This window comes from Psychroserpens ponticola, from assembly GCF_023556315.2.
In the GTDB taxonomy this organism is placed as follows: Bacteria; Bacteroidota; Bacteroidia; order Flavobacteriales; family Flavobacteriaceae; genus Psychroserpens; species Psychroserpens ponticola.
Genome location: NZ_CP116221.1, coordinates 573,355 through 590,707 on the forward strand (window position 1 = coordinate 573,355; position 17,353 = coordinate 590,707).

The 17,353-nt window shown below is 32.2% G+C and carries 18 protein-coding genes; 6 read left to right on the top strand and 12 right to left on the bottom strand.

The annotated features are described in order from the left end of the window. Window positions 1-117: 117 nt before the first annotated feature. The 3 genes from carA to MUN68_RS02520 all read left to right on the top strand — a co-directional run bounded on the left by carA (window position 118) and on the right by MUN68_RS02520 (window position 3,532). A complete protein-coding gene (gene carA, locus MUN68_RS02510) occupies window positions 118-1,221 on the top strand; it encodes a glutamine-hydrolyzing carbamoyl-phosphate synthase small subunit (RefSeq protein ID WP_249994871.1) in 1,104 nt (367 codons plus the stop codon). Window positions 1,222-1,376: 155 nt separating this feature from the next. After that, window positions 1,377-2,669, top strand: a complete 1,293-nt coding sequence (gene eno / locus MUN68_RS02515) for a phosphopyruvate hydratase (protein ID WP_249994870.1) — start codon at window positions 1,377-1,379, stop codon at window positions 2,667-2,669. Window positions 2,670-2,722: 53 nt separating this feature from the next. Then, window positions 2,723-3,532 (top strand): T9SS type A sorting domain-containing protein, encoded by an 810-nt coding sequence (locus MUN68_RS02520; RefSeq protein WP_249994869.1) that lies wholly within the window; start codon window positions 2,723-2,725, stop codon window positions 3,530-3,532. Window positions 3,533-3,536: 4 nt separating this feature from the next. On the opposite strand, the gene MUN68_RS02525 is transcribed toward MUN68_RS02520, so the two are convergent. After that, a complete protein-coding gene (locus MUN68_RS02525) occupies window positions 3,537-4,289 on the bottom strand; it encodes a DUF481 domain-containing protein (protein ID WP_249994868.1) in 753 nt (250 codons plus the stop codon). Window positions 4,290-4,502: 213 nt separating this feature from the next. On the opposite strand from MUN68_RS02525, the gene MUN68_RS02530 reads away from it, so the two are divergent. Together MUN68_RS02530 and MUN68_RS02535 are read left to right on the top strand one after the other, a co-directional pair. Continuing rightward, entirely contained in the window at window positions 4,503-5,789 is a 1,287-nt protein-coding gene (locus tag MUN68_RS02530; protein ID WP_249994866.1) for a citrate synthase, read from the top strand. A 66-nt stretch (window positions 5,790-5,855) separates the two neighbouring features. Next, window positions 5,856-6,767: a dimethylarginine dimethylaminohydrolase family protein gene (locus tag MUN68_RS02535; protein ID WP_249994865.1), complete on the top strand. Its 912-nt coding sequence runs from the start codon at window positions 5,856-5,858 to the stop codon at window positions 6,765-6,767. Window positions 6,768-7,116: 349 nt separating this feature from the next. Here the strand turns inward: MUN68_RS02535 and MUN68_RS02540 are convergent, their stop codons facing one another. From MUN68_RS02540 to rsfS, 10 genes are all read right to left on the bottom strand, one after another. Next, on the bottom strand, window positions 7,117-7,662 hold the full coding sequence (locus MUN68_RS02540; RefSeq protein WP_249994864.1) for a flagellar basal-body rod protein FlgG: 546 nt from the start codon (window positions 7,660-7,662) through the stop codon (window positions 7,117-7,119). A 267-nt stretch (window positions 7,663-7,929) separates the two neighbouring features. Next, on the bottom strand, window positions 7,930-9,009 hold the full coding sequence (locus MUN68_RS02545; protein WP_249994863.1) for an NADH:flavin oxidoreductase: 1,080 nt from the start codon (window positions 9,007-9,009) through the stop codon (window positions 7,930-7,932). A gap of 6 nt (window positions 9,010-9,015) precedes the next feature. Further along, window positions 9,016-10,029, bottom strand: coding sequence for a tetratricopeptide repeat protein (locus MUN68_RS02550; protein WP_249994862.1), 1,014 nt, complete (start codon window positions 10,027-10,029; stop codon window positions 9,016-9,018). A 73-nt stretch (window positions 10,030-10,102) separates the two neighbouring features. Continuing rightward, a complete protein-coding gene (locus MUN68_RS02555; protein ID WP_249994860.1) occupies window positions 10,103-11,263 on the bottom strand; it encodes a M28 family peptidase in 1,161 nt (386 codons plus the stop codon). A gap of 26 nt (window positions 11,264-11,289) precedes the next feature. Beyond that, on the bottom strand, window positions 11,290-11,556 hold the full coding sequence (locus MUN68_RS02560) for an acyl-CoA-binding protein (RefSeq protein ID WP_249994859.1): 267 nt from the start codon (window positions 11,554-11,556) through the stop codon (window positions 11,290-11,292). Then, on the bottom strand, window positions 11,553-12,206 hold the full coding sequence (locus MUN68_RS02565) for a phosphatidylserine decarboxylase family protein (protein WP_249994858.1): 654 nt from the start codon (window positions 12,204-12,206) through the stop codon (window positions 11,553-11,555). Before MUN68_RS02565 ends, MUN68_RS02560 begins: the two co-directional genes overlap by 4 nt. Beyond that, window positions 12,196-13,017 carry a phosphatidate cytidylyltransferase gene (locus MUN68_RS02570; RefSeq protein ID WP_249994857.1) on the bottom strand — a complete coding sequence of 274 codons (822 nt, stop codon included), beginning with the start codon at window positions 13,015-13,017 and terminating at the stop codon, window positions 12,196-12,198. The genes MUN68_RS02565 and MUN68_RS02570 overlap by 11 nt, the downstream gene beginning before the upstream one ends. Further along, window positions 13,018-13,623: an LUD domain-containing protein gene (locus MUN68_RS02575; RefSeq protein ID WP_249994856.1), complete on the bottom strand. Its 606-nt coding sequence runs from the start codon at window positions 13,621-13,623 to the stop codon at window positions 13,018-13,020. Between the two features lie 94 nt (window positions 13,624-13,717). After that, the gene (gene ftsH, locus MUN68_RS02580; RefSeq protein WP_249994854.1) at window positions 13,718-15,706 is read right to left on the bottom strand and encodes an ATP-dependent zinc metalloprotease FtsH; all 1,989 of its coding nucleotides are present in this window, start codon (window positions 15,704-15,706) and stop codon (window positions 13,718-13,720) included. Window positions 15,707-15,736: 30 nt separating this feature from the next. Further along, window positions 15,737-16,108 carry a ribosome silencing factor gene (rsfS, locus tag MUN68_RS02585; protein WP_249994853.1) on the bottom strand — a complete coding sequence of 124 codons (372 nt, stop codon included), beginning with the start codon at window positions 16,106-16,108 and terminating at the stop codon, window positions 15,737-15,739. A gap of 96 nt (window positions 16,109-16,204) precedes the next feature. On the opposite strand from rsfS, the gene MUN68_RS02590 reads away from it, so the two are divergent. Next, the gene (locus MUN68_RS02590) at window positions 16,205-16,936 is read left to right on the top strand and encodes a biotin--[acetyl-CoA-carboxylase] ligase (protein WP_249994852.1); all 732 of its coding nucleotides are present in this window, start codon (window positions 16,205-16,207) and stop codon (window positions 16,934-16,936) included. Here MUN68_RS02590 and MUN68_RS02595 read toward each other — a convergent pair. Continuing rightward, on the bottom strand, window positions 16,933-17,328 hold the full coding sequence (locus MUN68_RS02595; protein ID WP_249994851.1) for an SRPBCC family protein: 396 nt from the start codon (window positions 17,326-17,328) through the stop codon (window positions 16,933-16,935). The genes MUN68_RS02590 and MUN68_RS02595 overlap by 4 nt on opposite strands. Window positions 17,329-17,353 lie beyond the last annotated feature (25 nt).

Below are 17,353 nucleotides of genomic sequence, written 5' to 3' on the forward strand. Positions count from 1 at the left end.
CTTTCACTACTCGCTCTCTGCGAGGAGCTCAAACAGGCCGTTCAATCCTTAACGTAGGAGAAACATAATAGGAAAATTAGACAAAACAACAAACAACGTTTACGACACACAACAACAATGGCATACTTAAAACGTAAAAAAGCACTAATCTTACTTGCAGACGGAACAATTTTTCACGGAAAATCAATCGGCAAAGAAGGTACTGCCTTTGGTGAAGTTTGTTTCAATACTGGAACTACAGGCTATCAAGAAATTTTTACAGATCCTTCCTATTATGGTCAGCTAATGGTAACCACCAATGCACATATTGGTAACTACGGAACCAAAGCTGATGAAGTAGAATCTGATTCTATCAAAATCGCAGGATTGATTTGTAAAAACTTTAGCTTCAACTATTCACGTCCTTCAGGAGATAAGTCTTTAGAAGAATTTCTAAATGACAATAATTTGTTAACAATTTCAGATGTAGATACGCGTGCTCTAGTAAGTCATATTAGAGATCATGGCGCAATGAATGCAGTAATTTCTACAGATGTTGAAAATATTGAAGATTTGAAAAAGCAATTAGCCGAAGTGCCAAGTATGGAAGGCCTAGAATTAGCGTCGCAAGTTTCAACTAAAGAACCTTATTATTTTGGAGATGAAAATGCAACGCATAAAATTGCTGCACTAGATATCGGAATTAAAAAGAACATCCTTCGTAACCTTGCTAAGCGAGATGCGTATATTAAAGTGTTTCCTTATAATTCAAAGTTTGAAGATTTAGAAGCGTTTAAACCAGATGGTTATTTCTTATCTAATGGGCCTGGAGATCCAGAACCTTTAGTAGAAGCTCAAACAGTAGCTAAAGAAATTATTAAACGAGATTTACCGTTATTTGGAATTTGCTTAGGACATCAAGTAATAGCTTTGGCTAACGGAATTTCAACCTATAAAATGCACAATGGTCATAGAGGAATCAATCATCCTGTGAAGAATTTAGTAACGACAAAAGGTGAAATTACTTCTCAAAATCATGGTTTCGCAATCAATAGAGAAGAAACTGAGGCAAATCCAAATATTGAAATCACTCATGTACATTTAAATGATCATACTGTGGCAGGAATTAAATTGAAACATAAAAATTGCTTTTCAGTACAATATCACCCAGAAGCAAGTCCTGGACCAAACGATTCGACCTATTTGTTTGATGAGTTTATTCAGAATATTAAAAATAATTAATATTAAAAAGGCAACGAAACTATAAATTTGTTGCTTTTTTTATTTTACGAAAACATTATAGTTGAGATATAATGTAATTCTGAAGAGTCAAATCAGTTTTAGGTCAACTATTTCGTAAATTTGTAATACATTCTAAACATAAAAATCAAAAGAAAATGAGCATTATAATTAATATTCATGCAAGACAAATTTTAGATTCAAGAGGAAATCCAACCGTTGAAGTTGATGTAATTACTGAAAATGGAGTTATGGGAAGAGCAGCTGTGCCTTCTGGAGCTTCTACTGGAGAACATGAAGCAGTTGAGCTTCGAGATGGTGGAGATGCATATATGGGAAAAGGTGTTACTAAAGCTGTACATAATGTAAATTCAATCATCTCTCAAGAATTATTAGGAGAGTCAGTATTTGATCAAAATAGAATCGATCAGTTAATGATTGATTTAGACGGAACAGCTAACAAGTCAAAATTGGGAGCTAACGCTATTTTAGGTGTGTCTTTGGCTGCTGCAAAAGCTGCTGCTAGCGAATTAGGAATGCCATTATATAGATATGTTGGAGGCGTTTCCGCAAATACATTGCCAGTACCAATGATGAATATCATTAATGGTGGTTCTCATAGTGATGCACCAATTGCATTTCAAGAATTCATGGTAATGCCTGTAAAAGCGAAAAATTTCACACACGCTATGCAAATGGGAACTGAAATTTTCCATAACCTTAAAAAAGTATTACACGATAGAGGTTTAAGTACAGCTGTTGGTGATGAAGGTGGTTTTGCACCAAACCTAGAAGGAGGAACTGAAGATGCTTTAGAAACGATTGCTAAAGCGGTTGCAAATGCTGGTTACAAATTAGGTGATGATGTGATGATTGCTTTAGATTGTGCTGCTGCAGAGTTCTATAAAGATGGTAAATATGATTACACACTTTTTGAAGGTGATTCTGGAGTTGTAAGAACTAGCAAAGAACAAGCCGATTATTTAGCTGAACTTTCTGAAAAGTATCCTATTCTATCTATTGAAGATGGTATGGATGAAAACGATTGGGATGGTTGGAAATATTTAACTGAAAAAATTGGAGATAAAGTACAATTAGTAGGTGATGATTTATTCGTTACTAATGTAGAGCGTTTATCACGTGGCATTGAAAATGGCATCGCAAATTCTATTTTAATTAAAGTGAATCAAATTGGAACGTTGACTGAAACAATTTCAGCAGTAAACATGGCACATAATGCTGGTTATACATCAGTAATGTCACATCGTTCTGGTGAAACGGAAGATAATACCATTGCAGATTTAGCAGTTGCTTTAAATACTGGACAAATTAAAACAGGTTCTGCTTCTCGTAGTGATCGTATGGCAAAATACAATCAGTTATTACGTATTGAAGAAGAACTACAAGACGTGGCTTACTTTCCTAAAATGAATGCGTTTAAAGTGAAGTAAGAATTTTTCAAATAGAGATTATAAAACCTATCCGTTGATTCGTGTAGGTTTTTTTGTTTTTAGACGCAACCTTTTGTATATTAATACATCTTATTGAAAAACCAGCTGTTAATATTGATGATCAATTAGACTTTTTGGCAACCATAAATCCTATTGGTAGTGATGAAACACCAGATGATAATGAGTTTAGCTTCGAACAAGAAGTTATTGGTTCTTATGATCCTAACGATATTACTTGTTTAGAAGGTGATATTGTTTCGCCAGATAAAATAGGAGACTACCTGCATTACACTATCAATTTTGAAAATACAGGTACAGCTGCTGCAACCTTTGTAGTTGTTAAAGATGATATTGATGAGACTAAGTTTGATATGAATACGTTGCGAGTTATGCACGCTTCTCATGAAATGATGACAAGAATAACTGATAATCGTATTGAGTTTGTTTTTGATAATATTAACCTAGAACCTGAAGGAAGAGGAAATGTCGTATTTAAAATTAAAACTTTGAATTCGTTATCTATTGGTGATTCAGTTTCAAATAAAGCAGATATTTATTTCGATTATAACTATCCTATTGAAACCAACATTGCAACCACAACTTTTGATGCCTTATCAGTTGATGAATTTGGACTAAAGAATTCTGTTTCTGTGTATCCAAATCCAACAAATGGACAACTTTTTATCAATTCAACTTATAAAATTGATGATATAATTCTATATGATATTCAGGGACGAAAGGTTGAAGGTTTTAATGTCTCTGAAACAAATATGCTCAATATATCAAGCGTTTCTAAAGGAGTCTACTTCCTAGAAATTACTTCGGTTAAAGGAAAGTCCACTAAAAAAATAATTAAAGACTGATAGTTTAGAACGTGTATAGCAAGCCATTAGTCAATTCATATTGAGTCTTCGGAATCGAAGAACTCACAGGAAATGCATCAAAGAAATAATTAAATGTAGTTTTAAAAGCTAAGTCATCAAAGATTTTAAGTAGTACAGAGGTATTACTTGATAATCTATGATCTTTTAAAGCATCAATTTTAGGCTGAAAGTAGCTCGTGCTAATGATGCTTAATGTTTCCGTAGGATATAAACTAAACGATAGATAGATACTTCCTCTAATATCTTCTTGAAGTCGATCTGTTATTTCATCTGAAGCTTTTTCATGTTCATACATTATTAATGTGCCCAAGTAAAACTTATACTTGTCGTTTTCGCTTAGTTTAAAACGTGGACCAGTTCCTAATAAAAACCGTAGATCTATATTAGAAACCGCATCGTACTGAGCTTGGGTAAAGACTTCCCATTTTATGCTCTTTGTGAGTTTTCTGTTGTATCTTAAATGTTGTGTGCCTCTATTAACTAAAGAATTGCCTTCAATTTTTTGGAGATTGATATCATTAACAAACAACCATAAATTACTTGAATCTTTATACTGAATGTGTGCTTTATTCTCAATTTTGAAAATATCATTGGTATTCTTAATCAAGGATAAATTTAAACTTGTAGCTCCAGTCCATTTTGTCGAATCTGTAGGTTTTCGAAGGGTTTCTACATTTATAACTTGAGCATTAGCAATAGACGTTATAAAAAATAATACAAATAAAAAGCGTAACATATGAATCGTATTTAGAAACAAAAATACCATTTAACTCCTAAAAATCAAGAAGTCAATTTGTAAAACATAATTTTGACCATCGCTAGTATACTTTTATTTTGCTATCTGTTTTATGAATATCATAATTGTTAAAACCATTATAAATAGACTTTATAAATCCTTAGATATTTTGTAATTTTACAAGACTTAAATTAATATATAAAACATCAACAAATGTCAGATAAAGCTACATTAGAAATTAATGGTAAAAAATATGAATTTCCTATAGTTGTAGGTACAGAAAATGAAGTTGCGATAGATGTAAAAACTTTAAGAGGTGCTACTGGAGGAGTTATTACTATTGATCCTGGATATAAAAATACAGGAAGTTGTGAAAGTGCTATTACTTTTTTAGATGGAGAAAAAGGAATCTTAAGATATAGAGGATACTCTATCGAGGAATTAGCTGAAAAAGCAGATTTTCTAGAAGTAGCCTATTTGTTAATCTTTGGTGAGTTGCCAACTCAAGATGAATTGGATCAATTTCATTCAGATATCAAAAAACACGCTGTTGTTGATGATGATATCAAGAAAATATTAGATGCATTTCCTAAATCGGCACATCCAATGGGTGTTTTAGCATCACTCACTAGTGCGCTAACGGCATTTAATCCAACGTCAGTAGATGTGAATTCTGAAGAAGAAATGTACAATGCTATCGTTAGAATTCTAGGAAAATTTCCAATTCTTGTAGCATGGACAATGCGTAAAAAACATGGAATGCCATTAGACTATGGAAGTTCATCTTTAGGATATGTAGAGAATATTTTACAAATGATGTTTAAACGTCCAGATCAAGATTATGAGCAAAACCCAATTTTAGTAAATGCTTTAGATAAATTATTAATTCTTCATGCAGATCACGAGCAAAACTGTTCAACATCTACTGTAAGAATTACAGGGTCATCACATGCTGGATTATTTGTTTCATTATCTGCTGGAATCTCTGCACTTTGGGGACCATTGCATGGTGGAGCAAATCAAGCAGTTTTAGAAATGCTTGAAGCTATTAAAGAAGATGGAGGTGATACGAAGAAATATATGGCGAAAGCTAAAGATAAAGAGGATCCTTTCCGTTTAATGGGCTTCGGACATAGAGTCTATAAAAACTTTGATCCAAGAGCTAAGATAATTAAAGTTGCTGCTGATGAAGTATTATCAGACTTAGGAGTAGAAGACCCTATTCTTGATATTGCTAAAGGTTTAGAAAAAGAAGCTTTAGAAGATCAATATTTCGTGGATAGAAAGTTATATCCAAACGTAGATTTCTACTCAGGAATCATTTATAGAGGCATGGGAATACCTACGGAAATGTTTACAGTAATGTTCGCTTTAGGACGCTTGCCTGGTTGGATTTCACAATGGAGAGAAATGCGTATGCGTAAAGAACCAATTGGTCGTCCACGTCAGTTATATACAGGTGAAACGTACAGACCATTTAAAGACATTTCAAATAGATAAGTCTTTTAATATAAAGATTAATAAGCTTCATAAGTAATTATGGAGCTTTTTTTATATTTGTAATATATGAAACTACACATACAAAACGAAACGTCTCGTCTTAGAGCCGTTATATTAGGTACAGCCGAAAGTAATGGTCCAACACCTAAAATTGAAGATGCTTACGACCCAAAATCAGTGCAACATATCAAAGCTGGAACATATCCAAAAGAAGCTGATATGATTAAAGAAATGGAAGCAGTTGCTGATGTTTTAAAAAAGTATGATGTAAAAGTATATCGACCAGAAATCATCAAAGATTACAATCAAATTTTTGCTAGAGACATTTCGTTTGTAATAGAAGATAAAATTATTATCGCTAATATTTTACCAGATCGTGAGCGAGAAGTAGAAGCAACCAAATATATTTGGCAAGATGTACCAAAAGAAAACCGTATTGTGTTGCCTGAAGAATGTCATGTTGAAGGTGGTGATGTAATGCCATGGAATGATTATGTTTTTATTGGTACGTATTCTGGTGACGATTATGCCGATTATATTACTGCTCGTACTAATATGGACGCTGTGATTGCCTTACAAGAGTTGTTTCCTCATAAAACAGTGAAATCCTTTGAGTTGCGTAAATCAAATACAGAACCGAAAGACAATGCTTTGCATTTAGATTGCTGTTTTCAACCTATCGGAAAAGATAAAGCCATTATTCATAAAAATGGATTTTTAGTTGAAAGTGAATACCAATGGTTAGTTGATTTCTTCGGAAAAGAAAATGTTTTTGAAATCACCAAAGATGAAATGTACAATATGAATAGTAATATCTTTTCAATATCTGAAGAGGTGATTATTTCTGAACGCAATTTTACGCGATTAAATTCGTGGCTTCGTGACAACGGATTTACAGTTGAAGAAGTTCCTTATGCTGAAATAGCAAAACAAGAAGGTTTATTGCGTTGTAGTACGATGCCTTTGATAAGGGATTAGGGAAAGATGTTATAATATTAATGCGTAATGTTTATCAAATATGACTAAGAACAATAGTTAATCTAATTTAGAAAATAATTGTAGTAATGTCAATAGGTAGTTCTACGTATAGAAATTATATTAGTCAACTACAAAGTCTGGCCAACGTTTCATATAAGTAACAAATTTATCGCTTAAGCCTTCCTTAGCTGTTGTTGCTAGTAAGAAATTTTATTTAGAAATCATGTAAAAATAGTTGTAGGCTAATATTAGAAGATTGTCTGTAGAAAATCAACTTCAACAAACCTACATCTATTATTTAATATAATATTAAATCGCAATTATTTTTAAACGATTTTAAATGTCACTATTATAGTTCAACTTCGCAACCGTCACTTGTTGTAATTATTACAGATGTTGAAGGATCTGTAGGTGGACATCCACAGTTATATCTATCTGATCCTGTTTCTTTCCATTGACAACAGTTACCTCCACTACAGCTAGCAGAACCTCTATTTACAATGTAGGTAATGGTTGATTTATCATCGATATTTGAATTACCCTTTACAATTTGAACACTGTGTTTGTCTTTCAGTAAAATATAATCCTTGTCAATTTCAATAACTTTTAATAATGATACAAATTTATCATCTTCATAGTAATTTATAACACCTAGCGTATACTTTTGTTTTTCAATATATTTGATATTTTGAAAAACAATATTATTTATCTGATTTTTAGATGTTGATTTAACGATGTTTTCTAAATCATTTAAATTTTTAGCTAAAATATTTCCTTTAGGAGATATCAGTTTCAAGTTTGTATTATTGTCTATATCATTTGTGTCAGATTGACAACTAACAACAAAAACAGTTACTACTAAGAGCATGGTTGATAATCGAATAAATTTTTTCATAATGTTTAATTTATTAAGCTCTATTAAGCTTCTGAGCGATTAGTATTTGATTTCTAAATAGTCATTAACTTCTTCATTCTGTTTGCTTTTCAAAGTTCAATCTCTTTTTAAGTGAGTGACTTTAGCTATTTTATTTAGATAGTTTTTTTTTTGAACGATTGATTTTTCTACATAATGTTTTTCAAAAATGACTATAAAAAAATGTTTATCTAAAATAGCGAATAAAAATAATAAAGTCAATACGTAGTTCTACGTATAGAAATTATATTAGTCAACTACAAAGTCTGGCCAACGTTTCATATAAGTAACAAATTTATCGCTTAAGCCTTCCTTCTTTAAGTAGACTTCAGTAACTGGAGTTGGAGTTGGTTTAAAGTTTGGATTTGCTAAAACTTGCTCTGGGAAATCATGATGTAAAATAGCTGCACGACCAATAGAAACAAAATCTACCTTTGCATTTAGTATCTTAGTAACGTCGTTTCCAGTTCTTATGTTTCCAGCCACAGTAAGCTTTATATGTTTATAATCTAAACTAGTAAAATGTTCTAATAAACTTTGGTCTTTATATTTATTTTCTTCGGGATCTTTAAAGCAATCCCAAAGTGAGATATCTAAAAAATCAATTTGACCTTCAGAAATAAAACGTTGACAAACAGTTTTTACTTCTTGTAATTTCATTCCAAAGCGTTCAGGAGATAGCCTTACACCTAATAAAAACTTTGGACCACAAGCAGTTCTTATGCCATTAGTAACATCAAATAAAAGACGAGCTCTATTCTTTAAGCTTCCACCATAATTATCTGTTCGCGTATTAATATCTGAACTTAAAAATTGTGTCAAAATATAACCATGAGCACCATGTACTTCAACACCATCATACCCACATTGTTGTGCTCTTAATGCTGCGGAAATAAAATCGTCTTTGAGTTGATGTACTTCTTCAAGTGTTAAGCCACGAGCATTGTACTTTTTCATATCAGATGCAGAAACTGGTTGCCCTTCAATGATGTCTTCTGGTGATCGCATACCAGCATGATGTAATTGTATTACAGCCAAACTACCATGAGATTTAATACCTTTCACTAATCGTTTATGACCATCAATATGTGTGTCTGAGAAAATACCTAACTGTCCAGGAAACCCTTTTCCAACAGCTTGTACATGTGATGCGCAAGTCATTGTTAAGCCAAATCCACCTTTAGCTCGCATAACTAGCCAATTGTATTCATCGTCAGATAATTTGCCGTCTTCATGACTTTGGGTATTTGTCATTGGCGCTAACATGAAACGATTTTTTAATTCTGCTCCACAAGAAAATTTGAGTAGATTTTTTGAAGATTTGTACATAGGTTGTTAATTTTTTTGCAACCATAAATCAAATGCATCAACTTGGTCTGTATTGACTTCCATCCAAGCTTTAGAATATGGATTAATAGCTTGCATCACGAAATAGCAATAGGCATTCATGTGTTCACTTTGCGCAAGATTATTGAAAAAAGGAATATAGATATCCCAATAAATACTTTCCTTGTTTTTGTTTTTGCGCTCTCCAAGAATTTTGAAAAATGACGTTGTGTTCTTGATGAATAATTCATCTTCTGTTTTATCTATATTCTCTTTTAGGGTTTTTGAAGCTTCTAACATAGACAGCATTAATTCTGTAGAACCAAATTCATTGTCTTTATCAGGAACAGACCATGTTAAATTTATAGTGTTTGGTTTATTTGGATCTTGAGATACATTGCTTCTCATTATTTCTTGAATCAATTTACCAGCTTCTGCTGAACGTCTAGAATTCGGTTCTAAAAACAAAAAATAATGCAAGTTTAAAAGGCTTTGTGTACGTTTATTATTGTTATAATTAATGTATGCTAAAATAAGATGACTGCTTGAATGATTGCTGTTAGAAGCAATGCCTTTTGTTACATAGTTTTCTGCGTTTTCAAAATCTTGAAGTTTATAATAGTTTAAGGCGAGGTTGTAATATAACATCACATCATTGTCAAACGTTTTGATGGCTTTTTTGAAAAGTTTAATTGACGCTTTAGTGTTTCCTAAATTATCAAGGGAAGATCCTTTTGTGACATATGCCTCTTTAATGTATTGGTCTTTGTTATTTAAGACTATATCACAATGCTTTATTGCATTTTTGAAATCTTTGTTGTAAAAATAACTCAGTGCAATTTCATAATTCACTAAGGAAGATTTACTGTCTATATCAAGTGCTTTTTGATAAGTTTCAATAGCTTTTTCAAAGTTGCCTTTATCATGAAAACCAATGCCACTTTCAACCAAAGCATTTATGTTATCCTGACTATAATTAATATTATAACTTAAAAAGAAAAGAAGTAAAATGATGCGTTTCATAAGTTAAAATTTAAGCTAACTAAAAATGCAAAAACTTTAATCAGAAACAAAGTAAATAACCGAAAAAGGACTATTATTCTATAATGAGCTTTTTAATAAGGCGTTTGTTATTGATTTTAAACACTCCTAAATAGTGTGCTGCAACCAAATTATCAATAGCAATATTCTGTGTTTGCTCTCTAAGTGTACTTTTATAAACTTGCTTACCAAGCATATCAATGATTTTAAAATCGACCACTTGATCTAACGGTTTTGAAAATGAAATGGTTAAAAAATTATCAGAAGGATTTGGTGAAATCCTAATTAAATGATCTAAGTTAGATGCTTCTTCAAGGCTTAACGTTTCGTATGCTACTGCAAATTCTAAAGCAGCTCCAATTGTACCTTTTGTGACTTCATATAAATAAGGCACATCCATATTTACTAAAAGATCGTTAGCTGTATGCGCATATGGAGTTTCGTTTTTTTCATACAAACCTGTGATGATTTCACCATTATTCTCAAAAGGAATATAATCTGAAGCATATGCATTTGAGATTTCGGTATTCAGGTTAGTATACAATTCAATAAGCGTTGCTAAATCATTGGTAAATGCATTTGATGCAGCATTGTTAGAAGAAGGAGAGCTTAGGTCACGTTCACAAACTATAGTATTGTTATTTGTTCCTGCAAGTCCGCCAACTTCATCAATATTAAGCACCAATTTAATGTCTAAATCTTGAGGAATTACTGTATTGTTAACATAATAGTTACTTCCTATAAGACCATCTTCTTCACCAGAAAAGTGAATAAATTTAATAGAGTATTCAGTATTAATGTCTTTAAGTAAACGTGCCAATTCTAGGATTAACACTGTTCCAGAACCATTATCGTTAGTTCCTGCACCATTGATTGTATCGTAATGGCCATCAATAATTAGATAGGTATTAGGATAGACAGTTCCTGTTTTGGTGACAATGATATTATTACTTGTTCCAGCCGAATAGCTAAAGGGTTGCAAAACAACATCAGTATAACCTAAGTTTTGGTAACGTGAAGTAATCCAGGTTTCAGTATCTGTAAGACGAGTAGAACCAACATTTTTTATTCCGAAGCTTTCAAAAGTTGTTAAGTCGTTTAAAATGTTAGTTTGGGACGTGTTTTCAAGAATGGTCGAGTAAAACGAATTAAATGTTTGTGCATATGTAGAAAATGAAACTACCGAAACTAAACAGAATATAGCAAACTTTTTCATTGGGCGATGACTAAGATAATTTGATGTTATTCTCTATATAAGAAGTAATTATTGACTAAATCTATGTACACTTGTTTGGCTTCATCTTCAGTGACATCTTGAACTTGAAACAGTGCATTTGTTTTAAATGCATTGATTATAGCTTTACTACTACTTGGACGACCGTAATTATTAGTCGCTTTTTTGTAGTAAGCATATAAACGTAGAAGAAAATCTGCAGGAAAAGGTTCTGTATGTGCATTGATACGCGCAACAGATTCTTGAAATGTTATGTCTAATTCCTCTGAAGTCATGATTTTTCGGCGATAATACTTTCGCCTCCTTTTACTTTTTGGTTAAGCTCTACTTTTATATCAGCATCTAAAGGTAAATATAAATCTACACGACTTCCAAATTTAATAAACCCAGAATCACTTCCTTGAACAGCTTGATCTTCAGTTTTAGCATAATTGACAATTCGTTTAGCTAGAGCACCTGCAACTTGTCGGTATAAAACTCGGCCAAAATTTTTATTATCAACAACTACAGTTGTACGTTCGTTTTCTTCACTAGCTTTTGGATGCCAAGCTACCAAGTATTTTCCTGGATGATATTTACTGTAACTAATTTTTCCACTGATAGGATATCGTGTTACATGCACATTAATAGGTGACATAAACACAGATACCTGAATGCGTTTATCGTTAAAGACTTCCTTTTCAAATACTTCTTCAATGACAACAACTTTACCATCAACAGGAGAAACAGCAGTATGATCTTCTAGTTTGGTATGACGTTTCGGATTTCTAAAAAATTGCAAGATTAGAAATAGAAAAACAAGTAGTGTAATTGATAGCAATAGTCTAAGCCATTCAATATCAATAAACCAATCAATAGCCAGAATTGAAACGATTACCACAACTAGTGTGATGACTATAATTTTATAACCTTCTTTATGAAACATATGATACGAGTCTTAAAAATAAAAATATAAATGGTGCAGCAAAGATAATACTATCTAAACGATCTAGTAAACCTCCATGTCCAGGCATAATCATGCCACTATCCTTTACATTGGCCTGACGCTTAAATTTTGATTCTATCAAATCGCCAATGGTGCCAAATACACTAATAATAATAGCTAAGATAAGCCAAATTGTAAAACTTAAAGTTTCGGTATATTCAGCAATAAAATAACTTGAAATACATGAAAAGAATAAACCACCTAGAAAACCTTCAACCGTTTTTTTAGGTGAGACACTAGGGAATAATTTTTGTTTTCCGAATTTTTTACCAACTAGAAAAGCAAACGTATCGTTAACCCAAACTAATATAAATGATCCTAGTAATAGAAGAGGTGTAAAGGTTTGTTCAAAATTTGCAATAGCAACTAAAAACACAAAACCACTTGATAAATAAAAGGTGGTTATGATAAATCGTTTTGATTCAAATAGCGGAATGGTTTTTTCAGAAAATAAATCTTTCATTAAAATAAGCAGGACAAAGATTGTAATTACCAAAAAAATTTGACTAGCTTCATCAAAACCTTTGGTAGTGTTTGATAGGGTTTCCCAATAGGCAAAACCTAAATATAAAATGACAAATACGACGTAAGGGAAAATATTTTTTAAGTTAATGAGTTTTTTAAACTCTGCTATAGAAATGAGCCCGAAAACAAAAAAGAGTCCAATTAGCGCATTTTGCCAATATAGAGAAGCAATAAGAAGTGAAACATATAATAGTCCGGAGAATGCTCTTGTTAGGATTTCTTTCATTTATAAATCTTCTAGGAGCAGCAAATACAAGTTTTTTGAGCTACTTCCATAGGTGAGAAAATCTTTATCTTCAATAGCTTTAAAGTGTTTAATTGTGGTGATATTTGTAGGTATTTTATCTTTATTTTTTCCTTTAATACCTCTTAAACCTTCACCAATATTTTGAACGAATTGACTGGTTGTTGCGTAAATGATGAAATTAGCTGGGAGTTCTTTTAGCTTCTTTTCTGCGATTTGATTTGAAGATATTAAAAGTGATCCATCATCTGAAATTAAGTACTCACACGTAGATAAAAAGTAAGTGCTTTCAGATACCTTTTTGGAAGTCTTAAATTTATAATCTTTGAACATCTGATTAAGGCGTTCATCGAAAATTAATACATTATCATCTTCCCAATTATTTTCTTTTAAAATATTGTTTAGATTAGTATTGACATCGTGTATGTTTTCACAATACAAAAATTTACCACCATTAGCTTTAAAATTAATTGTGAATTGCTCATCAATAGGCAGCTTTATTTCAGGCATATACTTGCCTCTCTCTTCGCTTTGTATGTGATCTTCGGGAGTGTCTTTTAAACCGAAAATTTTACGAAATAGACTCATTTAAGAAATTGCTATTAACCTATTTTTATAATAGTATTTATCAAATATAAAAAAACTTAAATTAATGATTAGTTAATTTAAGTTTTTTATAAGATTACTCTTCTTCCGACTGTGCTGTTTGAAGATCTTCTGTAACGATAGTCGTTTTAGGTTCAACAAGTTCACGCGTTTCAAAAGGACGTTTGCCAAATATTTTTTCAAGGTTATCTTTAAAGATGACTTCTTTTTCTAGTAGTACTTCTGCTAATTGAGTTAGTTTGTCTTTGTGTTGCTCCAACAATGTAATTGCACGTTGGTATTGCTCTTCGATAATATCTGAAATCTCCTTATCTATTAACTCTGCTGTTTTTTCACTATATGGTTTTGAAAAGCCATATTCTGATTGCCCTGAAGAATCATAATAGGTGAGGTTTCCAACTTTGTCACTCAAGCCATAAATTGTGACCATAGCTCTCGCTTGCTTCGTAACTTTTTCAAGATCACTCAATGCTCCTGTAGATATTTGATCAAAAATTACTTTTTCAGCAGCTCTACCACCAAGAGCAGCACACATTTCATCTAGCATTTGCTCAGGACGAACAATAAGGCGTTCTTCAGGTAAATACCAAGCAGCACCAAGGGATTGACCACGAGGAACAATTGTTACTTTTACTAAAGGCGCAGCATGTTCAAGCATCCAGCTTACTGTTGCGTGACCAGCTTCATGATATGCAACTGCTTTTTTCTCTTCAACAGTTATAATTTTGTTTTTCTTTTCAAGACCTCCAACAATCCTATCTACAGCGTCTAAGAAATCTTGTTTACCGACAGCTTTTTTTCCACCTCTAGCAGCTATAAGTGCAGCTTCATTACAAACGTTTGCAATATCAGCTCCAGAGAAACCTGGTGTTTGTTTTGCAAGGAAATCGATATCTAATTTTTCTGATTGTTTAATTGGTCTTAAGTGAACTTCAAAGATTTCTTTACGTTCTCTTACATCTGGTAAGTCGACAAAAATCTGCCTATCAAAACGTCCAGCACGCATTAAAGCTTTATCAAGAACATCTGCTCTGTTGGTTGCTGCTAATACAATGACGTTAGTATTAGTTCCAAAACCATCCATTTCTGTAAGCAATTGGTTTAAAGTATTTTCACGCTCATCATTAGAACCTGAAAAGTTGTTTTTTCCACGAGCTCTACCAATAGCATCAATCTCATCAATAAATATAATAGCTGGTGATTTTTCTTTAGCTTGTTTGAATAAATCGCGAACTCTAGATGCACCAACACCAACAAACATTTCTACAAAATCTGAACCAGATAATGAGAAAAAAGGTACTTTTGCTTCTCCAGCTACAGCTTTAGCTAATAAGGTTTTACCAGTTCCTGGTTGTCCTACTAATAAGGCTCCCTTTGGTATTTTTCCTCCTAGAGACGTGTATTTTTCTGGGTTTTTAAGGAAGTCAACAATTTCTTGTACTTCTTCTTTAGCACCTTCAAGGCCAGCTACATCTTTAAACGATGTTTTTATGTCAGTCTTTTCATCAAACAGCTTTGCTTTAGATTTTCCGATATTGAAAATCTGTCCGCCAGCACCACCTCCAGAACCTCCAGACATACGTCTCATAATAAAGATCCAAACGCCAATAATTAGAATGAAAGGTAATAATGAAAATAAAAAATTTCCCCAATGATTTTCTTCGGTTTTAAAGGATACAGGAACATTGAGGCTAGGGTTGTTTTCTTTTATAGTGTCAATTTCTCGTTGAAATAATTCTAATTCACCAAACTCAAAAGTGTAATTAGGTTGTGGTGCAACGGAAGGTAATAGGGTATTTGGTTTTGATTTTTTATGGATTTCTAGTTTTGCAGCTTCTTTTGTTAAATATACTCTAGCTTCTCTACCATTTATAACCTCGACACTAGCGACATCACCTTTGTCTAAATATTTAAAAAACTCAGAAGGGTTTATTTTTTTAGTAGTAGAATCACCAAATCCTCCAGAAAATAATTGGATACCCAAAAAAGCAGCAATGATAATTCCGTAAATCCAGAACGGATTTATTTTTGGTTTCTTATTTGTATTTTTATTGTTTTTTGCCATTATTTAAATGCCACAAAGTGGCTAATTTTGTTAGTAACTAGTTTCAATAACTGTAGTCTTCGCATCTCCCCAAAGACTTTCAATGTCGTAGTAAGATCTGATATGTTTTTGGAACACATGAACAACTACATTTACATAATCCATTAAAACCCATTCAGCATTATCAACACCTTCAACATGCCAAGGATTGTCTTTAAGTTCTTTGCTTACTTTTTTCTGTATGGAATTTACAATGGCGTTTACTTGTGTATTTGAAGTACCTTCACATATTATAAAATAGTCACAGACTGTATTTTCAATTTCTCTTAAATCCAGAATTGTAATCTCTTTTCCTTTTACATCCTCAATACCAGAAATTACTGTTGCTATAAGTTCGTCTGGGCTCGTATTTTTTTTCGCCATTAAATTGATTTAATTTTGTGCAAAGTTATTATTTTTTTTACTCTTATTATGTTTAATTCTTGATAAGAAAATCTTAAAGTTTTTCAACACAATACTATGCGTACAATCAAACTTAATGCCATTGACTCTACGAATTCTTTTTTACGACAGCTTAGTGCTGAAGAAACAGTTGAAGATTTTACTGTAGTTACAGCTGAGCACCAAACAGGTGGTCGTGGACAAATGGGAACGAAATGGGAATCTCAAAGCGCTAAAAACCTTATGTTTAGTGTGTTTAAAGATACGCGTGTTCTTGATGTTGAATGTCATTTTTATTTAAGTATGGCTGTGTCATTAGCCGTTTTTGAAGCTTTAAAGTCGTTTCAAATTACTTCGCTTAAAATTAAATGGCCTAACGACATTTTGTCAGACCAACAAAAAGTATGTGGTATTTTGATAGAAAATGTCATTAAACAAAATCAATTACAATCTTCAATTATAGGAATTGGTATCAATGTGAATCAAACTATATTTAATGATTTGCCAAATGCTACTTCTATGCAGTTAATTTCTGGAACTCATTTTAATCGAGATCAAGTGCTTCAAGAGGTTTTAAATCAATTGAAGCATTATATTTCTTTTTTAGATTCAAAATCATATGATTTATTAAAGCAAGCTTATGAAAATAATTTATTCAGAAAAGATAAGCCCTCAACTTTTAAAGATAAACAAGGTAATTTGTTTTCTGGATACATTAAAGGCGTAAGTAATTCTGGTCATCTCAAGGTGTTAATTGAAGATGGTATTGTGAAGTTGTATGAGCTCAAAGAGGTGCAATTACTGTTTTAGATAACTTCCGGAATATTAGTAGCTAAGGTCTCAATGAATTTTGTAATCGGTCCTTTAATCATCATGGCCATCATGGCATTAAATTCGCCTTCAAAGGTTAGTTGAGTTTCACTAGTGTTGTCGTCTATTGCAGTTATATTTGCTGTAAGAGAGAAATCTAATTTTCCACCTGCAGCACCTAATACAATTTTGTTTGGAGACATGGCTTCTTTCTTTTTGAGCACGATTTCTGGCATTCCTTTTAATGCAAATAAAAATTTGTCATCTTCAAGAACTTCAAATTTGCTGATATTTTCTGGCATTAACTTTTCGAAATTTTTCACATCTGATAAAAAATCAAAAGTGTCTTTTGCAGATTTTGGAGTGATTGTTTTTGGTGATTCTAAATTCATTCTTTAACTATTTATATTAATTATT

Coding starts and splice junctions, on each gene's coding strand:
- eno (WP_249994870.1), top strand. CDS start 1,377: ATGAGCATTATAATTAATATTCATGCAAGACAAATTTTAGATTCAAGA.
- MUN68_RS02595 (WP_249994851.1), bottom strand. CDS start 17,328: ATGAATTTAGAATCACCAAAAACAATCACTCCAAAATCTGCAAAAGAC.
- MUN68_RS02535 (WP_249994865.1), top strand. CDS start 5,856: ATGAAACTACACATACAAAACGAAACGTCTCGTCTTAGAGCCGTTATA.
- MUN68_RS02555 (WP_249994860.1), bottom strand. CDS start 11,263: ATGAAAAAGTTTGCTATATTCTGTTTAGTTTCGGTAGTTTCATTTTCT.
- MUN68_RS02590 (WP_249994852.1), top strand. CDS start 16,205: ATGCGTACAATCAAACTTAATGCCATTGACTCTACGAATTCTTTTTTA.
- MUN68_RS02530 (WP_249994866.1), top strand. CDS start 4,503: ATGTCAGATAAAGCTACATTAGAAATTAATGGTAAAAAATATGAATTT.
- MUN68_RS02545 (WP_249994863.1), bottom strand. CDS start 9,009: ATGTACAAATCTTCAAAAAATCTACTCAAATTTTCTTGTGGAGCAGAA.
- MUN68_RS02560 (WP_249994859.1), bottom strand. CDS start 11,556: ATGACTTCAGAGGAATTAGACATAACATTTCAAGAATCTGTTGCGCGT.
- MUN68_RS02540 (WP_249994864.1), bottom strand. CDS start 7,662: ATGAAAAAATTTATTCGATTATCAACCATGCTCTTAGTAGTAACTGTT.
- carA (WP_249994871.1), top strand. CDS start 118: ATGGCATACTTAAAACGTAAAAAAGCACTAATCTTACTTGCAGACGGA.
- MUN68_RS02575 (WP_249994856.1), bottom strand. CDS start 13,623: ATGAGTCTATTTCGTAAAATTTTCGGTTTAAAAGACACTCCCGAAGAT.
- MUN68_RS02525 (WP_249994868.1), bottom strand. CDS start 4,289: ATGTTACGCTTTTTATTTGTATTATTTTTTATAACGTCTATTGCTAAT.
- ftsH (WP_249994854.1), bottom strand. CDS start 15,706: ATGGCAAAAAACAATAAAAATACAAATAAGAAACCAAAAATAAATCCG.
- rsfS (WP_249994853.1), bottom strand. CDS start 16,108: ATGGCGAAAAAAAATACGAGCCCAGACGAACTTATAGCAACAGTAATT.
- MUN68_RS02570 (WP_249994857.1), bottom strand. CDS start 13,017: ATGAAAGAAATCCTAACAAGAGCATTCTCCGGACTATTATATGTTTCA.
- MUN68_RS02565 (WP_249994858.1), bottom strand. CDS start 12,206: ATGTTTCATAAAGAAGGTTATAAAATTATAGTCATCACACTAGTTGTG.
- MUN68_RS02550 (WP_249994862.1), bottom strand. CDS start 10,029: ATGAAACGCATCATTTTACTTCTTTTCTTTTTAAGTTATAATATTAAT.